15 protein-coding genes and 2 pseudogenes are annotated in these 16,217 nt (G+C 72.1%); 10 read left to right on the top strand and 7 right to left on the bottom strand.

Annotation, left to right across the window (positions count from 1 at the left end; translation table 11 throughout):
• Positions 1 to 2: 2 nt before the first annotated feature.
• Entirely contained in the window at positions 3 to 938 is a 936-nt protein-coding gene (locus BN1555_RS23260) for an SDR family oxidoreductase (RefSeq protein WP_093801189.1), read from the bottom strand.
• 181 nt (positions 939 to 1,119) lie between these two features.
• Between BN1555_RS23260 and BN1555_RS23255 the strand changes: the two genes are divergently transcribed.
• The gene (locus BN1555_RS23255; RefSeq protein ID WP_093801188.1) at positions 1,120 to 1,644 is read left to right on the top strand and encodes a DUF4240 domain-containing protein; all 525 of its coding nucleotides are present in this window, start codon (positions 1,120 to 1,122) and stop codon (positions 1,642 to 1,644) included.
• Positions 1,645 to 1,764: 120 nt separating this feature from the next.
• Here the strand turns inward: BN1555_RS23255 and BN1555_RS23250 are convergent.
• Positions 1,765 to 2,805 (bottom strand): annotated as a pseudogene (locus BN1555_RS23250) (PP2C family protein-serine/threonine phosphatase); the annotation flags it as partial.
• Between the two features lie 116 nt (positions 2,806 to 2,921).
• Positions 2,922 to 3,442: pseudogene (locus tag BN1555_RS23245) on the bottom strand (N-acetyltransferase family protein).
• Between the two features lie 48 nt (positions 3,443 to 3,490).
• On the opposite strand from BN1555_RS23245, the gene BN1555_RS23240 reads away from it, so the two are divergent.
• Both BN1555_RS23240 and BN1555_RS23235 read left to right on the top strand, forming a co-directional pair.
• The gene (locus BN1555_RS23240; RefSeq protein WP_093801187.1) at positions 3,491 to 4,405 is read left to right on the top strand and encodes a TIGR01777 family oxidoreductase; all 915 of its coding nucleotides are present in this window, start codon (positions 3,491 to 3,493) and stop codon (positions 4,403 to 4,405) included.
• A gap of 195 nt (positions 4,406 to 4,600) precedes the next feature.
• Entirely contained in the window at positions 4,601 to 5,905 is a 1,305-nt protein-coding gene (locus BN1555_RS23235; protein WP_093801186.1) for an NAD(P)/FAD-dependent oxidoreductase, read from the top strand.
• Positions 5,906 to 6,195: 290 nt separating this feature from the next.
• On the opposite strand, the gene BN1555_RS23230 is transcribed toward BN1555_RS23235, so the two are convergent.
• Positions 6,196 to 7,647, bottom strand: a complete 1,452-nt coding sequence (locus BN1555_RS23230; RefSeq protein ID WP_093801185.1) for an NsdA family TPR-like regulatory protein — start codon at positions 7,645 to 7,647, stop codon at positions 6,196 to 6,198.
• A gap of 230 nt (positions 7,648 to 7,877) precedes the next feature.
• Between BN1555_RS23230 and lipB the strand changes: the two genes are divergently transcribed.
• From lipB to BN1555_RS23210, 4 genes are all read left to right on the top strand, one after another.
• Positions 7,878 to 8,675 (top strand): lipoyl(octanoyl) transferase LipB, encoded by a 798-nt coding sequence (gene lipB, locus BN1555_RS23225; protein ID WP_093801184.1) that lies wholly within the window; start codon positions 7,878 to 7,880, stop codon positions 8,673 to 8,675.
• A 112-nt stretch (positions 8,676 to 8,787) separates the two neighbouring features.
• On the top strand, positions 8,788 to 9,753 hold the full coding sequence (lipA, locus tag BN1555_RS23220; protein WP_093801183.1) for a lipoyl synthase: 966 nt from the start codon (positions 8,788 to 8,790) through the stop codon (positions 9,751 to 9,753).
• A gap of 284 nt (positions 9,754 to 10,037) precedes the next feature.
• On the top strand, positions 10,038 to 10,274 hold the full coding sequence (locus BN1555_RS23215) for an SCO2195 family GlnR-regulated protein (RefSeq protein ID WP_093801182.1): 237 nt from the start codon (positions 10,038 to 10,040) through the stop codon (positions 10,272 to 10,274).
• A 9-nt stretch (positions 10,275 to 10,283) separates the two neighbouring features.
• Positions 10,284 to 10,988 (top strand): DUF4191 domain-containing protein, encoded by a 705-nt coding sequence (locus BN1555_RS23210; protein ID WP_093801181.1) that lies wholly within the window; start codon positions 10,284 to 10,286, stop codon positions 10,986 to 10,988.
• A gap of 129 nt (positions 10,989 to 11,117) precedes the next feature.
• Here the strand turns inward: BN1555_RS23210 and BN1555_RS23205 are convergent, their stop codons facing one another.
• The gene (locus BN1555_RS23205; protein WP_093801180.1) at positions 11,118 to 11,585 is read right to left on the bottom strand and encodes an RDD family protein; all 468 of its coding nucleotides are present in this window, start codon (positions 11,583 to 11,585) and stop codon (positions 11,118 to 11,120) included.
• A gap of 197 nt (positions 11,586 to 11,782) precedes the next feature.
• Between BN1555_RS23205 and glnA the strand changes: the two genes are divergently transcribed.
• Positions 11,783 to 13,192 carry a type I glutamate--ammonia ligase gene (gene glnA / locus BN1555_RS23200; protein WP_093801179.1) on the top strand — a complete coding sequence of 470 codons (1,410 nt, stop codon included), beginning with the start codon at positions 11,783 to 11,785 and terminating at the stop codon, positions 13,190 to 13,192.
• Positions 13,193 to 13,273: 81 nt separating this feature from the next.
• Here the strand turns inward: glnA and BN1555_RS23195 are convergent, their stop codons facing one another.
• Positions 13,274 to 13,540: a hypothetical protein gene (locus BN1555_RS23195; RefSeq protein ID WP_093801178.1), complete on the bottom strand. Its 267-nt coding sequence runs from the start codon at positions 13,538 to 13,540 to the stop codon at positions 13,274 to 13,276.
• Between the two features lie 120 nt (positions 13,541 to 13,660).
• Here BN1555_RS23195 and BN1555_RS23190 point away from each other — a divergent pair, with 120 nt between their 5' ends.
• A complete protein-coding gene (locus BN1555_RS23190; protein ID WP_093801177.1) occupies positions 13,661 to 14,023 on the top strand; it encodes an arsenate reductase family protein in 363 nt (120 codons plus the stop codon).
• A gap of 45 nt (positions 14,024 to 14,068) precedes the next feature.
• Here the strand turns inward: BN1555_RS23190 and BN1555_RS23185 are convergent, their stop codons facing one another.
• Positions 14,069 to 14,569, bottom strand: a complete 501-nt coding sequence (locus tag BN1555_RS23185; RefSeq protein ID WP_093801176.1) for a carboxymuconolactone decarboxylase family protein — start codon at positions 14,567 to 14,569, stop codon at positions 14,069 to 14,071.
• A gap of 47 nt (positions 14,570 to 14,616) precedes the next feature.
• Here BN1555_RS23185 and BN1555_RS23180 point away from each other — a divergent pair, with 47 nt between their 5' ends.
• Positions 14,617 to 16,065: a MocR-like pyridoxine biosynthesis transcription factor PdxR gene (locus BN1555_RS23180; RefSeq protein WP_093801175.1), complete on the top strand. Its 1,449-nt coding sequence runs from the start codon at positions 14,617 to 14,619 to the stop codon at positions 16,063 to 16,065.
• The last annotated feature ends 152 nt before the right edge of the window (positions 16,066 to 16,217 follow it).

Raw genomic sequence — 16,217 nt, 5'->3', positions numbered from 1 at the left:
CGCTACCGGTAGTCGTCCACCGGGGCGTCCTTGTCACCCCAGACGACCTCCTTGAAGTAGAGCCAGGCGTCCGGCCGGGAACCGTCCGCGTCGGTGAAGCCGTACTCCTTGGCGAGCTGCCCGCTGGACAGCGACCGGCCGCTCCAGCGCCGCTTCCCGGGGCCGGCGGCCAGCGCCGCCACCGCGCGCCCCACGAGGACCGGGGACTCGGCGATCGCGAACTCCGGGACCTTCTCGACGGCGTCCCGCCAGGTGTCCTCGGTGACGCCCAGCCCGTCGAGCATCTGCTCGGAGCGCAGGAAACCGGGGGTGAGGGAGACCGCCGTGCCGTCGAAGTCCTTCAGGTCCTCGGCGAGACAGAACGCCATCCGGATCGGGGCGTTCTTGGTGAGGTCGTAGTAGAAGTTCTCGCGGTAGCGCCGGTTGGACTCCGCGGTGCCGTCGGTGACCTCGACGACCAGGCCGCCGGGGTTCCGCACCAGCAGCGGCAGGGCGAGACTGCTGGTGATGATGTGGCTGCGGACACCGAGTTCGAGCATCCGCATGCCCTTGTCGAGGTCGTACTCCCACATCCTGGGCTTCTCCTCGATAACCTCCCCCACCAGGTGCTCGCCGCCCCAGACGTCGTTGACCAGGATGTCCAGCCGTCCGTGGTCCCGGTCGATGCGCTCCACCAGGGCTCGCACCCGGTCGCGTTCCAGGTGGTCGGTGGGTACGGCGATCCCGGTGCCGCCCGCCGCGGTGACGAGTTCCGCGGTCTCCTCGATGGTCTCGCCGGGCCGTCCGACCTCGCTGACCTTCTCGCGGGTGGTGCGCCCGGTCACGTACACCGTCGCTCCCGCCGCCCCCAGTTGCACGGCGATCGCCCGCCCCGCGCCCCGGGTCGCCCCGGCCACCAGCGCGATCCTGCCGGTGAGGGGTGCGTCGTGCTCGCTCATGTCCGCTCCTTCGGTACCGCTGTCCGTGGCTCTTCGTCCCGTACGCGGCTCCACACTGACAGCGAAAGCCGACACCTTCTGTCGTGATTACTCCTCTCGACGTGTGTCCGGTAACGACACAGCCGCATCCGGGGGACAGGGCGTGCACGGGCCCGGGTCCAGGGCCGATGCTTGTCCCGTGATGGACGAGACGGAATTCTGGGAGATCATCGACACCACCCGCGAGGCCGCCGAGGGCGACCCCGAGGACCACGCCGACCTGCTGGTCGAGCAGTTGCTCCAGCGGGACCCCGATTCCGTGCTCGACTTCGCCAGACACTTCGAGGTCCGCTACAACCGCGCGTACCGCTGGGACCTGTGGGGCGCGGCGACCGTACTGCTCGGCGGTGCGAGCGACGACGCCTTCGACTACTTCCGCTGCTGGCTGATCGGCCAGGGCCGGGAGGTCTTCGAGGGGGCGCTGCACGATCCGGACAACCTGGCCGACCTCCTCGACGAGTTCGACGAGGAGGTCGACGGGGACGGCGAGGAGCTGGGGTACTCGGCGGACGAGGCGTACGAGCAGCTCACCGGCGCGGTCGCACCGGACCTGGGGGTCCCGGCACAGGCCCCGGAGCCGGAGGGCACACCGTTCGACTTCGAGGACGACGCGGCCCTGGCCGACCGCTACCCCCGGCTGTGGGAACGGTTCGGCAGGTACAGGTGAGGGGCTAACGGCCGTCGGGGGACGACGCGGCTGCCGGCTCCCGCCCGACGGTGCCCCGGGCTCCAGCGCGAGCAGGGCCACGTCGTCGTGCACGTTCTCCACCTTGCCCACGTAGCGCACCAGATCCCTGTGCACGGCCTCGTTGAGGGCCAGCAGGTCCCCCTCCGGTACGGAGGCGGCCAGCGCGGGCAGCCGCCGCGCGAGCGGGAAGAAGGCTCCCGAGGCGTCGCGCGCCTCCGTCACCCCGTCCGTGTGGGCGAGGATCCGGTCCCCGGGCTCCAGCGGCACGCAGACCACCGGGGCCGGGTCCGCCCCGGCCAGGCCGAGGCCCAGCGGCGGCGCCGGGTCCACCCGGATTTCCTGCGCCGCCCCGTCCCTCAGCAGCAGCGGCGGCGGATGGCCGCAGCTGACCACCCGTACGACGGCTTCTCCGTCGGGGAACTCCAGCACGACCGCGGTGGCGAAGAGCTCCGCGTGTTCCACGACGGTGGAGTCCACGACCAGTCGCCTGTCCAGCCGCGCCGCCACCCCCGCGAGGTCCTCCTCGTCCAGTACGGCTTCGCGGAAGGCGCCCAGCAGAGCGGCGACCGTGGAGACCGCTTCCAGCCCGTGTCCCCGCACGTCGGCCACCACGGCCCGTACGCAGCAGGGCCCTTCGCGCACGTCGTACAGGTCGCCGCCCACCAGCGTCCCGCGCTGCGCGGCCCGGTACAGCCCCGCGCACCGCACCCGGCCCACGGCGGTGGGCAGCGGCGGCAGTACGGCGAGCTGGGCGGCCTCGGCCACCGTGCGGACCGTCACCAGCTGCTGGTCGCGGCGGGTGCGCACCCAGGCGATGACCGCGCTGAGCACGACGACGACCACCACCGCGAGCAGGTCCGGGGTCTCGACGTCCCAGGTCCGGCGGCCGTACGGCAGGCTCAGCGTCACCAGGGTGAGACAGCCGAGCACCACGACGGTCACCGGGCCGTAGGCGAGCGCCGCGACCGGTGTCACGGCGACGACGAAGTAACCCAGCTGGAGGGTCTCGGGGGTGATGACCTGGGCGAAGGTGAGGAGCGCGAGGATCACCGCGGGCAGGGCCCTCAGCCAGCGCGGCTGCGGCGTTCCGCGCAGCCCGCCTGAGGTCTCTTCGGCACCTCTGGCCCGGACCGAGCTCATCGGACGAAGGGCCCGCGACCGGTCGCGCGGGTCGCTGACGAGGCAGCTGGGGTGGGCGGCATCCGGAGCTCCTTCATACCCCTCCCACTATGGCTCAGGCGGTCACCGCACGCCTGTCAGCGCACGTCCGTCAGCGCGCGCCCCATGAACACGTCGTCGACGTACTCCCCCGCAGGTGGAACTCGCCCGGCAGCACGCCCTCGACGGCGAATCCCTCGGCCTCGTACAGCGCACGCGCGGGCGCGTTGTGGCCGAGCACCCGCAGCGTCATCCGCACGGCGCCCTGGCGCCGCGCCGCGTCGAGGGACGCGCGCAGCAGCGCGCGCCCGGTCCCGCGGCCCCGTGCCCGCTCCGCCACGGCCAGGCCCTGGATCTGCCGGACGTGCGCGTTGGAGGCGAGCGGGGTGGGCGGGACCGTCCGGATGTATCCGACGATCACGCCGTCCGCCTCGGCCACCAGGATGTCCTCGGGCCGGTCGCTCCCGTCGAAGAACGGACCGTACGGCGGCTGCGGCCTCGGCTGCACGGAGTGCACGGGCGACCAGGTCTCCCGGTCGAGCGCGGCCAGTTCCTTGTCGTCGGCCCGCGTGGCGGGACGTATGGCGGGACGGAAGTGCGCGATGCGGGGCTCTGGCATGGCTGTCACTGTGCCATGCGGACCCGTCCGGGCCCGGACGGGGGCAGGATGGGCGGCATGCGAATTGCGGTCACCGGCTCGTCCGGTCTCATCGGTACGGCGCTCGTGCGCTCACTGCGCGCGGACGGACACGAGGTCGCCCGCCTGGTGCGGCGCGCGGCGCGGAGCGCGGAGGAGGTGACGTGGGACCCGGAGCGGCAGTACGTCGACGCCGGCGGGCTCGCCGGGTGCGAGGCGGTCGTCCATCTCGCCGGGGCGGGCATCGGCGACCACCGCTGGAGTGCTGCGTACAAGAAGGAGATCCGCGACAGCAGGGTCCTCGGTACGGCCGCGATCGCCGAGGCCGTCGCCTCCCTGGACGTGCCGCCGAAGGTTCTGGTGAGCGGTTCCGCGATCGGCTTCTACGGGGACACCGGGGACCGCGCGGTCGACGAGGACGCGCCGCCCGGTGACGGTTTCCTGCCGTCCGTGTGTGTGGAGTGGGAGGAGGCCGCAGCTCCGGCGCAGGAGGCGGGCGTACGGACGGTCTTCGCCCGCACCGGACTCGTGGTCGCACGCGAGGGCGGCGCCTGGGGAAGACTCTTCCCCCTGTTCAGGGCGGGGCTCGGCGGGCGGCTGGGGTCGGGGCGCCAGTACTGGAGCTTCATCGCGATGCACGACCAGATCGCGGCGCTGCGTCATCTGATCGACACCGGGTCGCTCTCGGGTCCCGTGAACCTCACGGCGCCGCGGCCGGTCACCAACCGGGAGGTCACGGAGGCGATGGGGCGGGTGCTGAAACGGCCGACGCCGTTCGCCGTGCCGGCGCCGGCGCTGCGGCTCGCGCTGGGCGAGCTCTCCGTGGACGTGCTGGGAAGCCAGCGGGCCCTGCCGCGGCGGCTGGAGGAGTCGGGCTTCTCGTTCGCGTTCCCGGAGATCGACGACGCGGTGCGGGCGGCGCTGCACCGACCCGTGCCGCACTGACCGATTCTGATCGTTCCTGTCCGCTATGCGATCGTCGCGCGACCATTGTGCTCCGGTTGTGCTCCAGTGCCCCGGTCGGTGCGCGACTGTGCCCTCCCACGTCCGCTTCTACGCTGCAACTCGAACTCGGGCATTCCGTGAACCTGCCGAGGGCATGAGTCCTCCCACGGTCACGCCGACCTCGGGGAGGGGCACGTGCTCACCACCGCACACCACGCGGACGTCGTCATTGTGGGGGCCGGGGTCGCCGGACTCTCCGCCGCTCACCGGCTGACCGGCGCCGGTGTAACGGTCGGCGTCCTGGAGGCAGCACCTCGGGCCGGCGGGCGGATGGCCACCGAGGAGGTCGACGGATTCCGGCTCGACCGTATCGGCCAGGTCCTCAGCACGGCGTACCCGGAACTGCTCCGCACACCGGGACTCGAAGGGCTCGCGCTGCGCACCTTCTCCCCCGGTGTCCTCGTGCACAGCGAAGGCCGCCACTACCGCGCCGGAGGAGCAGGGAGCGCGCGGGGCGCTCTCAGCGCCGCGCGCGCCCTGGCAAGCGCCCCGCGGCCCCCGTTCGGCGGCGCACTCGACCAGGCCCGCCTCGGCGCGGCGCTCGGGCGGTTCGCGGCCACCCCGGTGCGCCGCCTGGCGGCCCGTCCCGAACAAACCGCCGCCGAGGCCCTGTCCGGGCGCGGACTGCCGCCCCGTACGGTCGACGGTCTCCTGCGCCCGCTGCTGTCGGCGCTGCTCAGCGACCCGGACCTCACCACCTCCAGCCGGTGTGCCGACCTCGCGCTGCGCGGTTTCGCGCGCGGCAGGCTGTGCGTACCGGAGGGCGGGGCATCCGCGCTGCCCGAGCTGCTGGCCGCCACGCTGCCGCCGGGAACCGTGCGTACGGGCGTACGGGTGACCGCGGCTTCCACCACCTCCGTCACCACCGAGGAGCACGGCACGTTCGGCTGCCGCTCCCTCCTGCTGGCCACCGGCGCCCGCGCCGCCGCCGGCCTGCTGCCCGGTCTGCGGGTGCCGCCCTTCCACCCGGTGACCGTCCTTCACCACGCCGCGCCCACAACCCCGCTGGCGGACCCGTCCCTGCTGCTGGACGCCGACCGCAGCGGCCCCGTCTCGCACACCGCCGTACTCAGCGAGGTCGACCCGTCGCGCGCGCCGCGCGGCCGCGCGCTGATCTCCTCGACGGTCCTGGGCACTCCCCCGCCGGACGCCGACCGCGTGGTGCGCGCCCACCTGGCCAGGCTCTACGGCGTCCCCACGGACGACTGGGAACTCCTCGCGGTCCACCACGACAAGGAAGCGGTCCCGGCCATGCCGGCGCCGCACGACCTGCGCCGCCCCGTACGGCTCCTCTCGGGTCTGTACGTCTGCGGCGACCACCGCGAAACGAGCACGGTGCAGGGCGCGCTCCACTCGGGCCGCCGGGCCGCGCAGGAGATCCTCCGCGATTTCGGCATCCAGCCCGGTTACGCGGCCGGGGATCTGCGCGAGGCCGCCTGAGCCCCCGTGCGTCCGGGCCGCGGCAGGATCAGGACCTGCGGGGAACGGTCAAATCCGACCCCCGCAGGTCCTCTTGCCACCGCACCACGGTCCTCCCCGCTCCCGCCGCGCCGGACGAACCGTTCATCCGGGGCGAGGCACTGAGTGCCGCTCAGGTGAGGGTCCATGTCGCGGACCACCACCGCCGAACGAGCCGGAAAGGGCCCGGACGAGAGGAGTCCGCGCCCACCGGCGCGCCCTGCGGGGCTTGTTCCCCCGGGTGCCCGCCGGCGCCCGAGGAGCGGCGCTCCTCACCCCAGCGCCGCGACCCGGTCCCGGTAGCTGCGGACCGCCGCCGCGTCCCGGTACGGCTCAAGCCGCTTCTCGAAGTCCCGGACGTACTCCAGCGCCCGGGCCGACCGCATCTCCGTGGCCTGCTGCGCCGACTCCGCCGCCAGCGCGCACGCCTGGTCCAGCTCCCCGAGCCCGAGCCGCGCCGACGCCAGTACCACCCGGCAGAACAGCCGGCTGCGCGCATGGCCGGGCGGCCGCAACTGCAACGACCGCTCCGCGTGCTGCGCCGACGCCCGGTGCTGCTGGAGGTCCCGGTGGCAGTGCGCGAACTCGTCCGCCAGCTGCGCCTCGTCGAAGAAACGCGCCCAGTGCGGCAGCTCGTCCCCCGGCCGCGCCGCCTCCATCGCCCGCTCCGCCCGTACGAGCGAGGCCGTGCACGCCCGGACCTCCCCCAGCACCCCGTGTCCGCGCGCCTCCACCGAGTGCAGCAGCGCCTGCACGACGGCCGGCGCCGTGCTGCCCACACCCTGCTGCGCCACCCTGGCCAGTTGCACCGCCTCCCGCCCGTGCCCCAGATGGACGGCCTGCCGGCTCATGGTGGCCAGCACGTACGAGCCGTACGGCCGGTCGCCCGCCGCCTGCGAGAGGCGCAGCGCCTGGACGAAGTACCGCTGGGCGAGGCCGTGCGCCGCGATGTCGTACGACGTCCAGCCGGCCAGCCGGGTCAGGTCGGCGGCGGCCGCGAACAGCCTCCGCCCCGTCGCCTCCCCGTACGTACCGCGCAGCATCGGCTCCGCCTCGTGCTCCAGATAGCGCACGAGGGCCTGCCGGGCGTGCCCGCCGCCGTAGGCGTCGTCCAGCGTCCGGAACAGCTCGCCGACCGAGCGCAGCGCCGCGATGTCCCCCGTGGAGACGCGCTGCCCGGGGCTGCGGTCCGTCTGCCGCTGGCGGGGCATCGCGGAGCGGCCCGGAGCGGGAACCCGCGCCCCGGTCGCCCCGGTCACCGGCTGATCGGTGCGCGCGACCCGGTCGTCCGCCCGCCCGATCAGCCAGTCCCGGCTCGGGACGACGAGTCCGGCCGGGGTGAACGCGATCTTGCGCAGCTCGGCGTGGCTGCCGGAGTCCTTGCGCCACAGCCCGCTGACGATGTCGACGGCCTCCTCGGGGGTGGCCGCGAACTCCAGGCCCGCGTAGACGGGCGCACAGGCGTCCAGCCCGAGGTCCTGGGCGGTCAGCCGCCGCCCGAGGCGCCGGGCGAAGACCTCGGCGATCAGCGCGGGGGTGGTACCGCGCGGCTGCTGGCCGCGGAGCCAGCGGGTCACCGAGGTCTTGTCGTACCGGAGGTCCAGGCCGTGTTCCAGACCTAGCTGGTCCACCCGTCGGGCAAGGCCTGCGTTGGAGAATCCCGCTTCCGCGATGAGCGCGGCGAGCTGGCGGTTGGGGGTGCGCTGCGGAGGTCGTTCCGTCATCAGCTGTGCGGTCTCCTGCCTTCTGGGCTCCGGGAGCAGCCCTCATGGAACGGCGCGAATTTAGCTGCACCCGCAGACCGCTCCGGCCCCTTCCACCCACATTCATCCGATCGTGTGAGGATTTGTGGGAACGCTGACGAAAACGACCTGCCCGGCGGCCGGAACCGTCGCCGCCGTACAGTGGCTGGGGCGCGATACGTGCACGGTGAAGGTTCTAAGGAGGCGTTGCCGTGAGTGAGCTGCGGTTTGTCCGACTGGGGTTCGGCGAGGAAGCCGTCGAGTACCAGGAGGCCTGGCAGAAGCAGCGCGAGGTGCACGCCGCACGGTTCGCGGACGAGATCCCGGACACGTGCCTGCTCCTCGAGCACCCGCCCGTCTACACGGCGGGACGGCGTACGGCGGACAGCGAGCGGCCGCTGGACGGCACGCCCGTGGTGGACGTGGACCGCGGCGGCAAGATCACCTGGCACGGCCCCGGCCAGCTCGTCGGCTACCCGATCATGAAGCTGCCGCGTCCGGTCGACGTGGTGGCGCACGTGCGCCGCCTGGAGGACGCCCTGATCCGTGCGTGCGCGGAGTTCGGCGTCGAGACGTCCCGGGTCGAGGGCCGCAGCGGCGTGTGGGTGCTCGGCGACCCGGTGGAGCAGCGCCAGGCGCTCGGCGGGCTCTCCCTGGACTTCGACCCGCGGCTCCAGGACGAGGAGTTCGACCCGCGGCTGAACGGTCCCGAGTACGCCCCGTCCAACGCCGGCCAGCGCCGCGAGGACCGCAAGCTCGCCGCCATCGGGATCCGCGTCGCCAAGGGCGTCACGATGCACGGCTTCTCGCTGAACGTGAATCCGGACAACACCTGGTTCGACCGGATCGTGCCCTGCGGCATCCGCGACGCGGGCGTCGCCTCGCTCGCGGGCGAGCTCGGCCGGGAGATCACCGTCGACGAGGTCCTGCCGGTCGTCGAGAAGCACCTGCGGGACGTACTGGAGAACGCGGATCCGGCCCCCCGGATCATCGAGAAGGCCTCCGCCTAGGAAGCCCCGGGAATGCGCTCCTCTGGCCACGGGTTGGCGGGACGTAATCCCCATACAAATATCGGGCGTACCCTGGTGGGCGCCGAAGAATCGAAGTCGTAGGGAGCCGGACGTGTCCGCAGTCGCACCCGACGGACGCAAGATGCTGCGCCTGGAGGTCCGGAACAGCCAGACCCCCATCGAGCGCAAGCCCGAGTGGATCAAGACCCGGGCGAAGATGGGCCCCGAGTACACCAAGATGCAGGCCCTGGTGAAGGGCGAAGGACTGCACACGGTGTGCCAGGAGGCCGGCTGTCCGAACATCTACGAATGCTGGGAGGACCGCGAGGCCACCTTCCTCATCGGCGGTGATCAGTGCACCCGGCGCTGTGACTTCTGCCAGATCGACACGGGCAAGCCCGCCGCGCTCGACCTGGACGAGCCGCGCCGCGTGGGCGAGTCCGTCGTCACGATGGACCTGAACTACGCCACCATCACCGGCGTCGCACGCGACGACCTGGAGGACGGCGGCGCCTGGCTGTACGCGGAGACCGTGCGCCAGATCCACGCGATGACGTCGGAGCGCGCGGAGGGCCGCACCAAGGTCGAGCTCCTCATCCCCGACTTCAACGCGGTCCCCGAGCAGCTGGCCGAGGTCTTCTCGTCCCGCCCCGAGGTGCTCGCGCACAACGTCGAGACGGTGCCGCGCATCTTCAAGCGCATCCGCCCCGGCTTCCGCTACGAGCGCTCCCTCGAAGTGATCACGCGCGCCCGCGAGGCGGGCCTGGTCACCAAGTCGAACCTCATCCTCGGCATGGGCGAGGAGCGCGAAGAGGTCAGCCAGGCGCTCCAGGACCTGTACGACGCGGGCTGCGAGCTCATCACGATCACGCAGTACCTGCGCCCCTCCCCGCGCCACCACCCGGTCGAGCGCTGGGTGAAGCCGCACGAGTTCGTGGAGCTGAAGGAGGAGGCCGAGGAGATCGGCTACTCCGGTGTGATGTCCGGGCCGCTGGTCCGTTCCTCGTACCGCGCGGGCCGGCTCTTCGGCCAGGCGATGGAGCGGCGCGGCGCGCTGACCACAACCCCCACTGTGTGAATCCAGGCACAAGCGATTACCGGTCAGCAGTGGCCAGGGCGACGCGGCCCGCACAGTCCCCGCAGGTCGGGGAAGGTGCGGGCCGCATCCGTGTCCCGGCCCGCGCCCCGGACGTACGCCTCAAGGATTCATGGGTGTTTGACCGCCCGGCCATGCGCTGGTAACACCAATCAGTGACCCTGGGCTTACACACAGCTGCACTCCAGCACCCGCGCCTGCGTCCGCACGCGCACCCGCACATCCCACCCGTTCCCGAGTCACCGCTCCCGAGGGGGATCCCCACCATGCCGGCCGCGACGCCCGTCCACGCAGCGACGACGCCAGTCACCCGCGCCACCGCCATCCCGTCCGTCACCACCGCCCTGCGCGCCGTCGAGTCGCTCCTGATGGGCGGCGGACAGCGCACCGCCCGCCGCAACGCCTGGACGTCGGTGCTCGAGGACCGGCGCAGGGCCAAGGACCGGGTCGAGGCCGAGCGCGTACTGGAGGCCGGGGCGGCCCGTACTTCCCGGGCAACGTAAACTTCAGGCATGGCGAGGAAGGAACGCGCAGACAACGCGGACACTGCGAACCCCGGGCGACTCAAGCAGATTGCCCTGACCTACAAGATGACCCGGCGGGCCGACTCGAAGGTGGGTCTTGTCGTCGCGGCTGTGGGCATCGTCACCTTCGGTGTCTTCCTCGCGATCGGCTTCTTGATCGATCACCCGGTCTACCTGGGCATTCTTGGCTTCCTGCTGGCTTTCCTCGCGATGGCGATCGTCTTCGGACGCCGTGCCGAGCGAGCGGCGTTCGGGCAGATGGAGGGGCAGCCGGGCGCCGCGGCCTCCGTGCTGCAGAACGTCGGCCGGGGCTGGTCGACGACTCCGGCGGTGGCGATGAACCGCAGCCAGGACGTCGTGCACCGGGCGGTCGGCAAGGCCGGCATCGTCCTGGTGGCCGAGGGCAACCCCAATCGGCTCAAGAGCCTGCTGGCGTCCGAGAAGAAGAAGATGGCGCGCATCGTGGTGGACGTACCGGTCCACGACATCATCGTCGGCAACGACGAGGGCCAGGTGCCGCTGAAGAAGCTGCGCACCACGATGCTCAAGCTGCCGCGCGTCCTCACGGGTCCGCAGGTGACGACGGCCAACGACCGGCTGCGCGCGATGGGCGACCTGATGTCGAACATGCCCCTGCCGAAGGGGCCCATGCCCAAGGGGATGCGCATGCCGCGCGGCGGAAAGATGCGCTGAGAGCCTTCCGCTCCTCCCGTACGCCACCAGGACATACGGACATACACCGAAGGGCGGCCCGGAACCGATGAGGTTCCGGGCCGCCCTTCCTTCGTCTCCTTCGTCCGCCCCTGCCCGGCTACGGGCGCGTCAGAGCCGGACCTGGACGGCGCGCGCGAGGCGGTCGTGCAGGCCCCGGCCGTCGCGGTCCCAGACCAGGGCCGGGATCGCGAGGCACAGGAGCACGCTGCGGACGAACGTCCGGCCGAAGCCGAGGCGGTCCCCGTTCTCGGCGACGACGCGCAGGCCGAAGAGGCGCTTGCCGGGGGTGGAGCCGATCGTGCCGACGGTGAGCACGCTCAGTACGAGCAGCACGCCCAGCGCCCAGTTGCCCGACGCCTGCGCGTCACCGCCGGTGAGCAACCCGTATGCGATCAGCATGCAGAGCGCCCAGTCGGCGAAGAGGGCGCCGAAGCGCCGGCCGAGCGGGGCGACGGCGCCCGGCCCGTGCTCCGGCAATCCGAGCCGCTCGCCGCGGTACCCGGTGTCGGCACCCATCTGCTTGGCGGCTTCGCCCGGCCCGGAGAGCCACGATCCAATTGCTTGCCTGTTGTCCACCCGTCCACGGTACTGCGCCCGCTTTCATATCCTGGAGGCCGGGGCCGCCCGGAGCCGGTCCGGTTAACTTGGGCGAAACAAATGGGTCATGCTTGAGAAATCCGGTTTGCCTATGGTCGGGTCCAGCGTGTGCCACCGCACTGGCCGCACGAAGAGCTGCAACCCCATCCCCACCGGGTGGGAGTAGGAGGAGTTGGATGTTCCAGAACGCCGACGACGCGAAGAAGTTCCTCGCCGACGAAGACGTCAAGTTCGTCGACGTCCGGTTCTGCGACCTGCCCGGAGTGATGCAGCACTTCACGATCCCGGCCGCGGCGTTCGACCCGACCGAGGAGCTGGCCTTCGACGGATCGTCGATCCGCGGTTTCCAGGCCATCCACGAGTCCGACATGGCGCTCCGTGCGGACCTGTCGACGGCACGCATCGACCCGTTCCGCAAGGACAAGACGGTCAACATCAACTTCTTCATCCACGACCCGATCACGGGCGAGCAGTACAGCCGTGACCCGCGGAACGTGGCGAAGAAGGCCGAGGCGTACCTGGCGTCCACCGGCATCGCCGACACGGCGTACTTCGGCCCGGAGGCCGAGTTCTACGTGTTCGACAACGTCCGCTTCCAGACCTCCGCGAACGAGTCCTTCTACCACATCGACTCCGAGGCCGGCGCCTGGAACACCGGTGCGGTCGAGAACAACCGCGGTTACAAGGTCCGTTACAAGGGCGGCTACTTCCCCACCCCGCCGGTCGACCACTTCGCCGACCTGCGCGCCGAGATCTCCCTGGAGCTGGACAAGAACGGCCTCCAGGTCGAGCGCCAGCACCACGAGGTCGGCACGGCCGGCCAGGCCGAGATCAACTACAAGTTCAACACGCTGCTCGCCGCGGCCGACGACCTGATGCTCTTCAAGTACATCGTGAAGAACGTCGCCTGGCGCAACGGCAAGACCGCGACCTTCATGCCGAAGCCGATCTTCGGTGACAACGGCTCGGGCATGCACGTCCACCAGTCGCTGTGGTCCGGCGGCAACCCGCTCTTCTACGACGAGCAGGGTTACGCGGGCCTCTCGGACATGGCGCGGTACTACATCGGCGGCATCCTCAAGCACGCCCCGTCGCTCCTGGCCTTCACCAACCCGACGGTGAACTCCTACCACCGCCTGGTGCCCGGCTTCGAGGCCCCGGTCAACATGGTCTACTCGCAGCGCAACCGCTCGGCGGCCATGCGCATCCCGATCACGGGCTCGAACCCGAAGGCCAAGCGCGTCGAGTTCCGCGCCCCGGACCCGTCCTCGAACCCGTACCTCGCCTTCTCGGCGCTGCTGATGGCGGGCCTCGACGGCGTGAAGAACAAGATCGAGCCGGCCGAGCCGATCGACAAGGACCTCTACGAGCTGGCTCCCGAGGAGCACGCGAACGTCCAGCAGGTCCCGACCTCGCTCCCGGCCGTCCTCGACGCGCTCGAGGCGGACCACGACTACCTGCTGGCCGGCGGTGTCTTCACCCCCGACCTGATCGAGACGTGGATCGACTACAAGCGCGTGAACGAGATCGCCCCGATCCAGCTCCGCCCGCACCCGCACGAGTTCGAGCTGTACTTCGACCTCTAAAGATCACGAGATCACGTCCTGAGGGCCGTCACCCCCGCGTCGCGCGGGGGTGACGGCCCTCAGGCGTCCGTCGTTCCTGGGTCAGCGGCCGTAGCGGATCAGAGCGCGCACCATCCGGCAGGTCGTGTCCGACGGCGGGTGTATGCCGACGAGCTCCGCCATGGTGCGTATCTTGTCGTTGGACGCCTGCGCCGGGTGGTACACACCGGTGTCGAGCAGCGCGATGGCAAGGCGCATCGCCTTGAGGCGGCGGTTGTGGGTCTCGTACCACGCGCGCGGCCGCCCGGCCGGCAGTGGGGTCTTCGACAGGGCCTGCGGAGCGAGCGGAAGCAGTGCGGCTGCGGCCATGGGCGTCCTCCTGGGGGCGCTCGGGAACCCTCTCTGACACCCTCGATTTTACTGCCCGCCACTGACAATCGGCCCTGGCCAGACCTTGTGCGGCGGGTGCTTGAAGATACGGTTGGGGCCATGGAGATCTGGATCAATCCCGCCTGCTCGAAGTGCCGCGGCGCGGTGCGTCTGCTGGACGAGGAGGGGGCCCAGTACACGGTGCGCCGCTACCTCGAGGACGTACCGACGCAGGACGAGATCCGTGCGGTGCTGGAGCGGCTCGGGCTCGAACCGTGGGACATCACGCGCACGCAGGAGGCCGCGGCGAAGGAGCTGGGGCTCGGGGAGTGGGCCCGGGACGCCGGTTCGCGGGACCGGTGGATCGCGGCGCTCTCGGAGCACCCGAAGCTGATCCAGCGGCCGATCATCACGGCCGAGGACGGTACGGCCGTGGTGGCCCGCACGGACGAGGCGGTACGGGACGCCATGTCGCGGCGGTGAGGCCCCGGGCCGGCGTGCGGGCACGGGTCCCCACCGCCGGCCGGGTCAGGAGACGCGTTCGTCCTCGCCCGCGGTCTTCGCCGTCGCCAGTGCGATGCGGTTCCAGGTGTTGATCGTGAGGATCAGGGCCAGGAGCTGGGCCAGTTCCTTGTCGTCGAAGTGGGCGGACGCCCGTGCGTACACGTCGTCCGGCAGCCCGCCGTCCGCGATCAGCGTCACCGCGTCCGTGAGGGCCAGGGCGGCCTGCTCCTTCGCGGTGAAGAAGTGCGCGGCCTCCTTCCACACCGCGACCATGTGCAGCCGCTCCTCGCTCTCGCCCGCCCTGCGCGCGTCGGAGGTGTGCATGTGCAGGCAGTACGCGCAGTGGTTGAGGTGCGAGGAGCGGATCTGCACCAGCTCCACGAGCGCCGGGTCGAGGCCCTCGCGGGCGGCGGCGTCGAGGCCGATCACCGCTCTGAACGCCTTGGGCGCGCTCTTGGCGAAGTTGAGGCGGGTGGCGGAGGGGGCGGGGGCGGAGGGGTTCTGCTGGAGCTCTGTCGTCGTCATGGATACGAATCTACGAGCGCGGGCGACCGGAGGAGAGGTGCATTCGAGTGGCACGATCGTGGGTCAATTCCGCGGAGGGGCTCGGCAGCGATCTGCACCTGGAGCTGGAGAAGGCGGGGGCCGGCAGCCGGCGCGCCGTGCTCATGCGGGCGCTGCGTGAAGCGGTCCGCAGCGGGCGGCTCGCTCCGGGGACGCGGTTGCCGCCGTACCGCTCCCTCGCCGCCGACCTCGGGCTCGCCCGCAACACCGTCGCCGACGCGTACGCCGAGCTGGTGGCGGAGGGCTGGCTGACGGCCAGGCAGGGGTCCGGCACCCGGGTCGCCCAGCGGGCGGAGCCGGCCGCGCCCGTGCGGCGGGCACGCACTCCGGCGCGGGCCACCCGGCCGGCGTACGACCTGGTCCAGGGCCGGCCGGACCCTTCCGTGTTCCCGCGCGGCGCCTGGCTCGCTTCGGCCCGCCGGGCGCTGACCGCCGCGCCCCACGACGCCTTCGGGCCCGGTGATCCGCGGGGCAGGGCGGAGCTGCGGCAGGCGCTGGCGGAGTATCTGGCGCGGGTGCGCGGGGTACGGGCGGACGCCGGGCGGATCGTGCTGTGCTCGGGGGCCGCGCACGCGCTGCGGCTGCTGGCGGAGGTGGTGGGCGGGACGTGGGCGGTGGAGGAGTACGGACTGCCGTTCCACCGCGCGCTGCTGACCGGTGAGGGGGTGCGTACCGTGCCGGTCGGGGTCGACGGGGGCGGGGCCAGGGTGGACGAACTGGCCGGGCCGAAAGCCGTACTGCTCACCCCCGCGCACCAGTTCCCGACGGGCGGGCCGCTGCGTCCGGAGCGGCGCGCGGCCGTCGTGGACTGGGCGCGGGCGACGGGCGGGCTGGTCCTGGAGGACGACTACGACGGTGAGTTCCGTTACGACCGGCAGCCGGTGGGCGCGGTGCAGGGGCTCGATCCGGACCATGTGGTGCTGATCGGATCGGTCAGCAAGAGCCTCTCCCCCACCCTGCGGATCGGCTGGATGGTGCTGCCGGAGCGGCTCGTGGACGACGTCGCGGCGGCGAAGGGCGAGCGCGAGCAGTGGTCGAGCGCGACGGAGCAGCTGACGCTGGCGGACTTCGTCGCCTCGGGTGCGTACGACCGTCATGTGCGCAGGATGCGACAGCGTCACCGGCGCAGGCGCGACCGGCTGGTCGCGGTGCTGGCCGAGCGTGCGCCGCACGTGCGCGTGACGGGGATCGCGGCGGGGCTGCACGCCGTGCTCGAACTGCCGCCGGGCACCGAGCGGGCGGTGGTGAAGGCGGCGGCGTGGCAGGGGCTGGCGGTGGAGGGGCTTTCCGACTACCGGCATCCGGGGAGCGTCCGCGGGACGGGGGCGGGAGACGGCTCCGGGGACAGCGCCGGGGGCGGCGGGCGCGACGGGCTGGTCGTGGGCTACTCGACGCCGGCCGAGCACCTGTACGCGGGGGCGCTGGACGCGCTGTGCCGGGCGCTGCCGCCCGCCTGATGCGGAAGTCGCCGCCCGGTCCGCTGTGCCGGGGGTGCCTCCGCGCCGGCTGTGAGCGGGCCGCGTCCGGGCGGACTCGCGGACCGGGCCCGTCCGGCGGCCGGGCGGCGCGAACCGTGCGGACGACGCGGCCGGCGCAGAGGCACCGCCCC

Source organism: Streptomyces sp. Wb2n-11, assembly GCF_001049855.1.
In the GTDB taxonomy this organism is placed as follows: domain Bacteria; phylum Actinomycetota; class Actinomycetes; order Streptomycetales; family Streptomycetaceae; genus Streptomyces; species Streptomyces altiplanensis.
This window is presented reverse-complemented; position numbering and strand designations above follow the sequence as displayed.

What these genes read in the sequence shown, in the direction of transcription:
- BN1555_RS23260 (WP_093801189.1), bottom strand. Translation starts at nt 938, where the DNA reads ATGAGCGAGCACGACGCACCCCTCACCGGCAGGATCGCGCTGGTGGCC.
- BN1555_RS23255 (WP_093801188.1), top strand. Translation starts at nt 1,120, where the DNA reads ATGGACGAGACGGAATTCTGGGAGATCATCGACACCACCCGCGAGGCC.
- BN1555_RS23240 (WP_093801187.1), top strand. Translation starts at nt 3,491, where the DNA reads ATGGGCGGCATGCGAATTGCGGTCACCGGCTCGTCCGGTCTCATCGGT.
- BN1555_RS23230 (WP_093801185.1), bottom strand. Translation starts at nt 7,647, where the DNA reads ATGACGGAACGACCTCCGCAGCGCACCCCCAACCGCCAGCTCGCCGCG.
- BN1555_RS23215 (WP_093801182.1), top strand. Translation starts at nt 10,038, where the DNA reads ATGCCGGCCGCGACGCCCGTCCACGCAGCGACGACGCCAGTCACCCGC.
- BN1555_RS23210 (WP_093801181.1), top strand. Translation starts at nt 10,284, where the DNA reads ATGGCGAGGAAGGAACGCGCAGACAACGCGGACACTGCGAACCCCGGG.
- glnA (WP_093801179.1), top strand. Translation starts at nt 11,783, where the DNA reads ATGTTCCAGAACGCCGACGACGCGAAGAAGTTCCTCGCCGACGAAGAC.
- BN1555_RS23195 (WP_093801178.1), bottom strand. Translation starts at nt 13,540, where the DNA reads ATGGCCGCAGCCGCACTGCTTCCGCTCGCTCCGCAGGCCCTGTCGAAG.
- BN1555_RS23190 (WP_093801177.1), top strand. Translation starts at nt 13,661, where the DNA reads ATGGAGATCTGGATCAATCCCGCCTGCTCGAAGTGCCGCGGCGCGGTG.
- BN1555_RS23185 (WP_093801176.1), bottom strand. Translation starts at nt 14,569, where the DNA reads ATGACGACGACAGAGCTCCAGCAGAACCCCTCCGCCCCCGCCCCCTCC.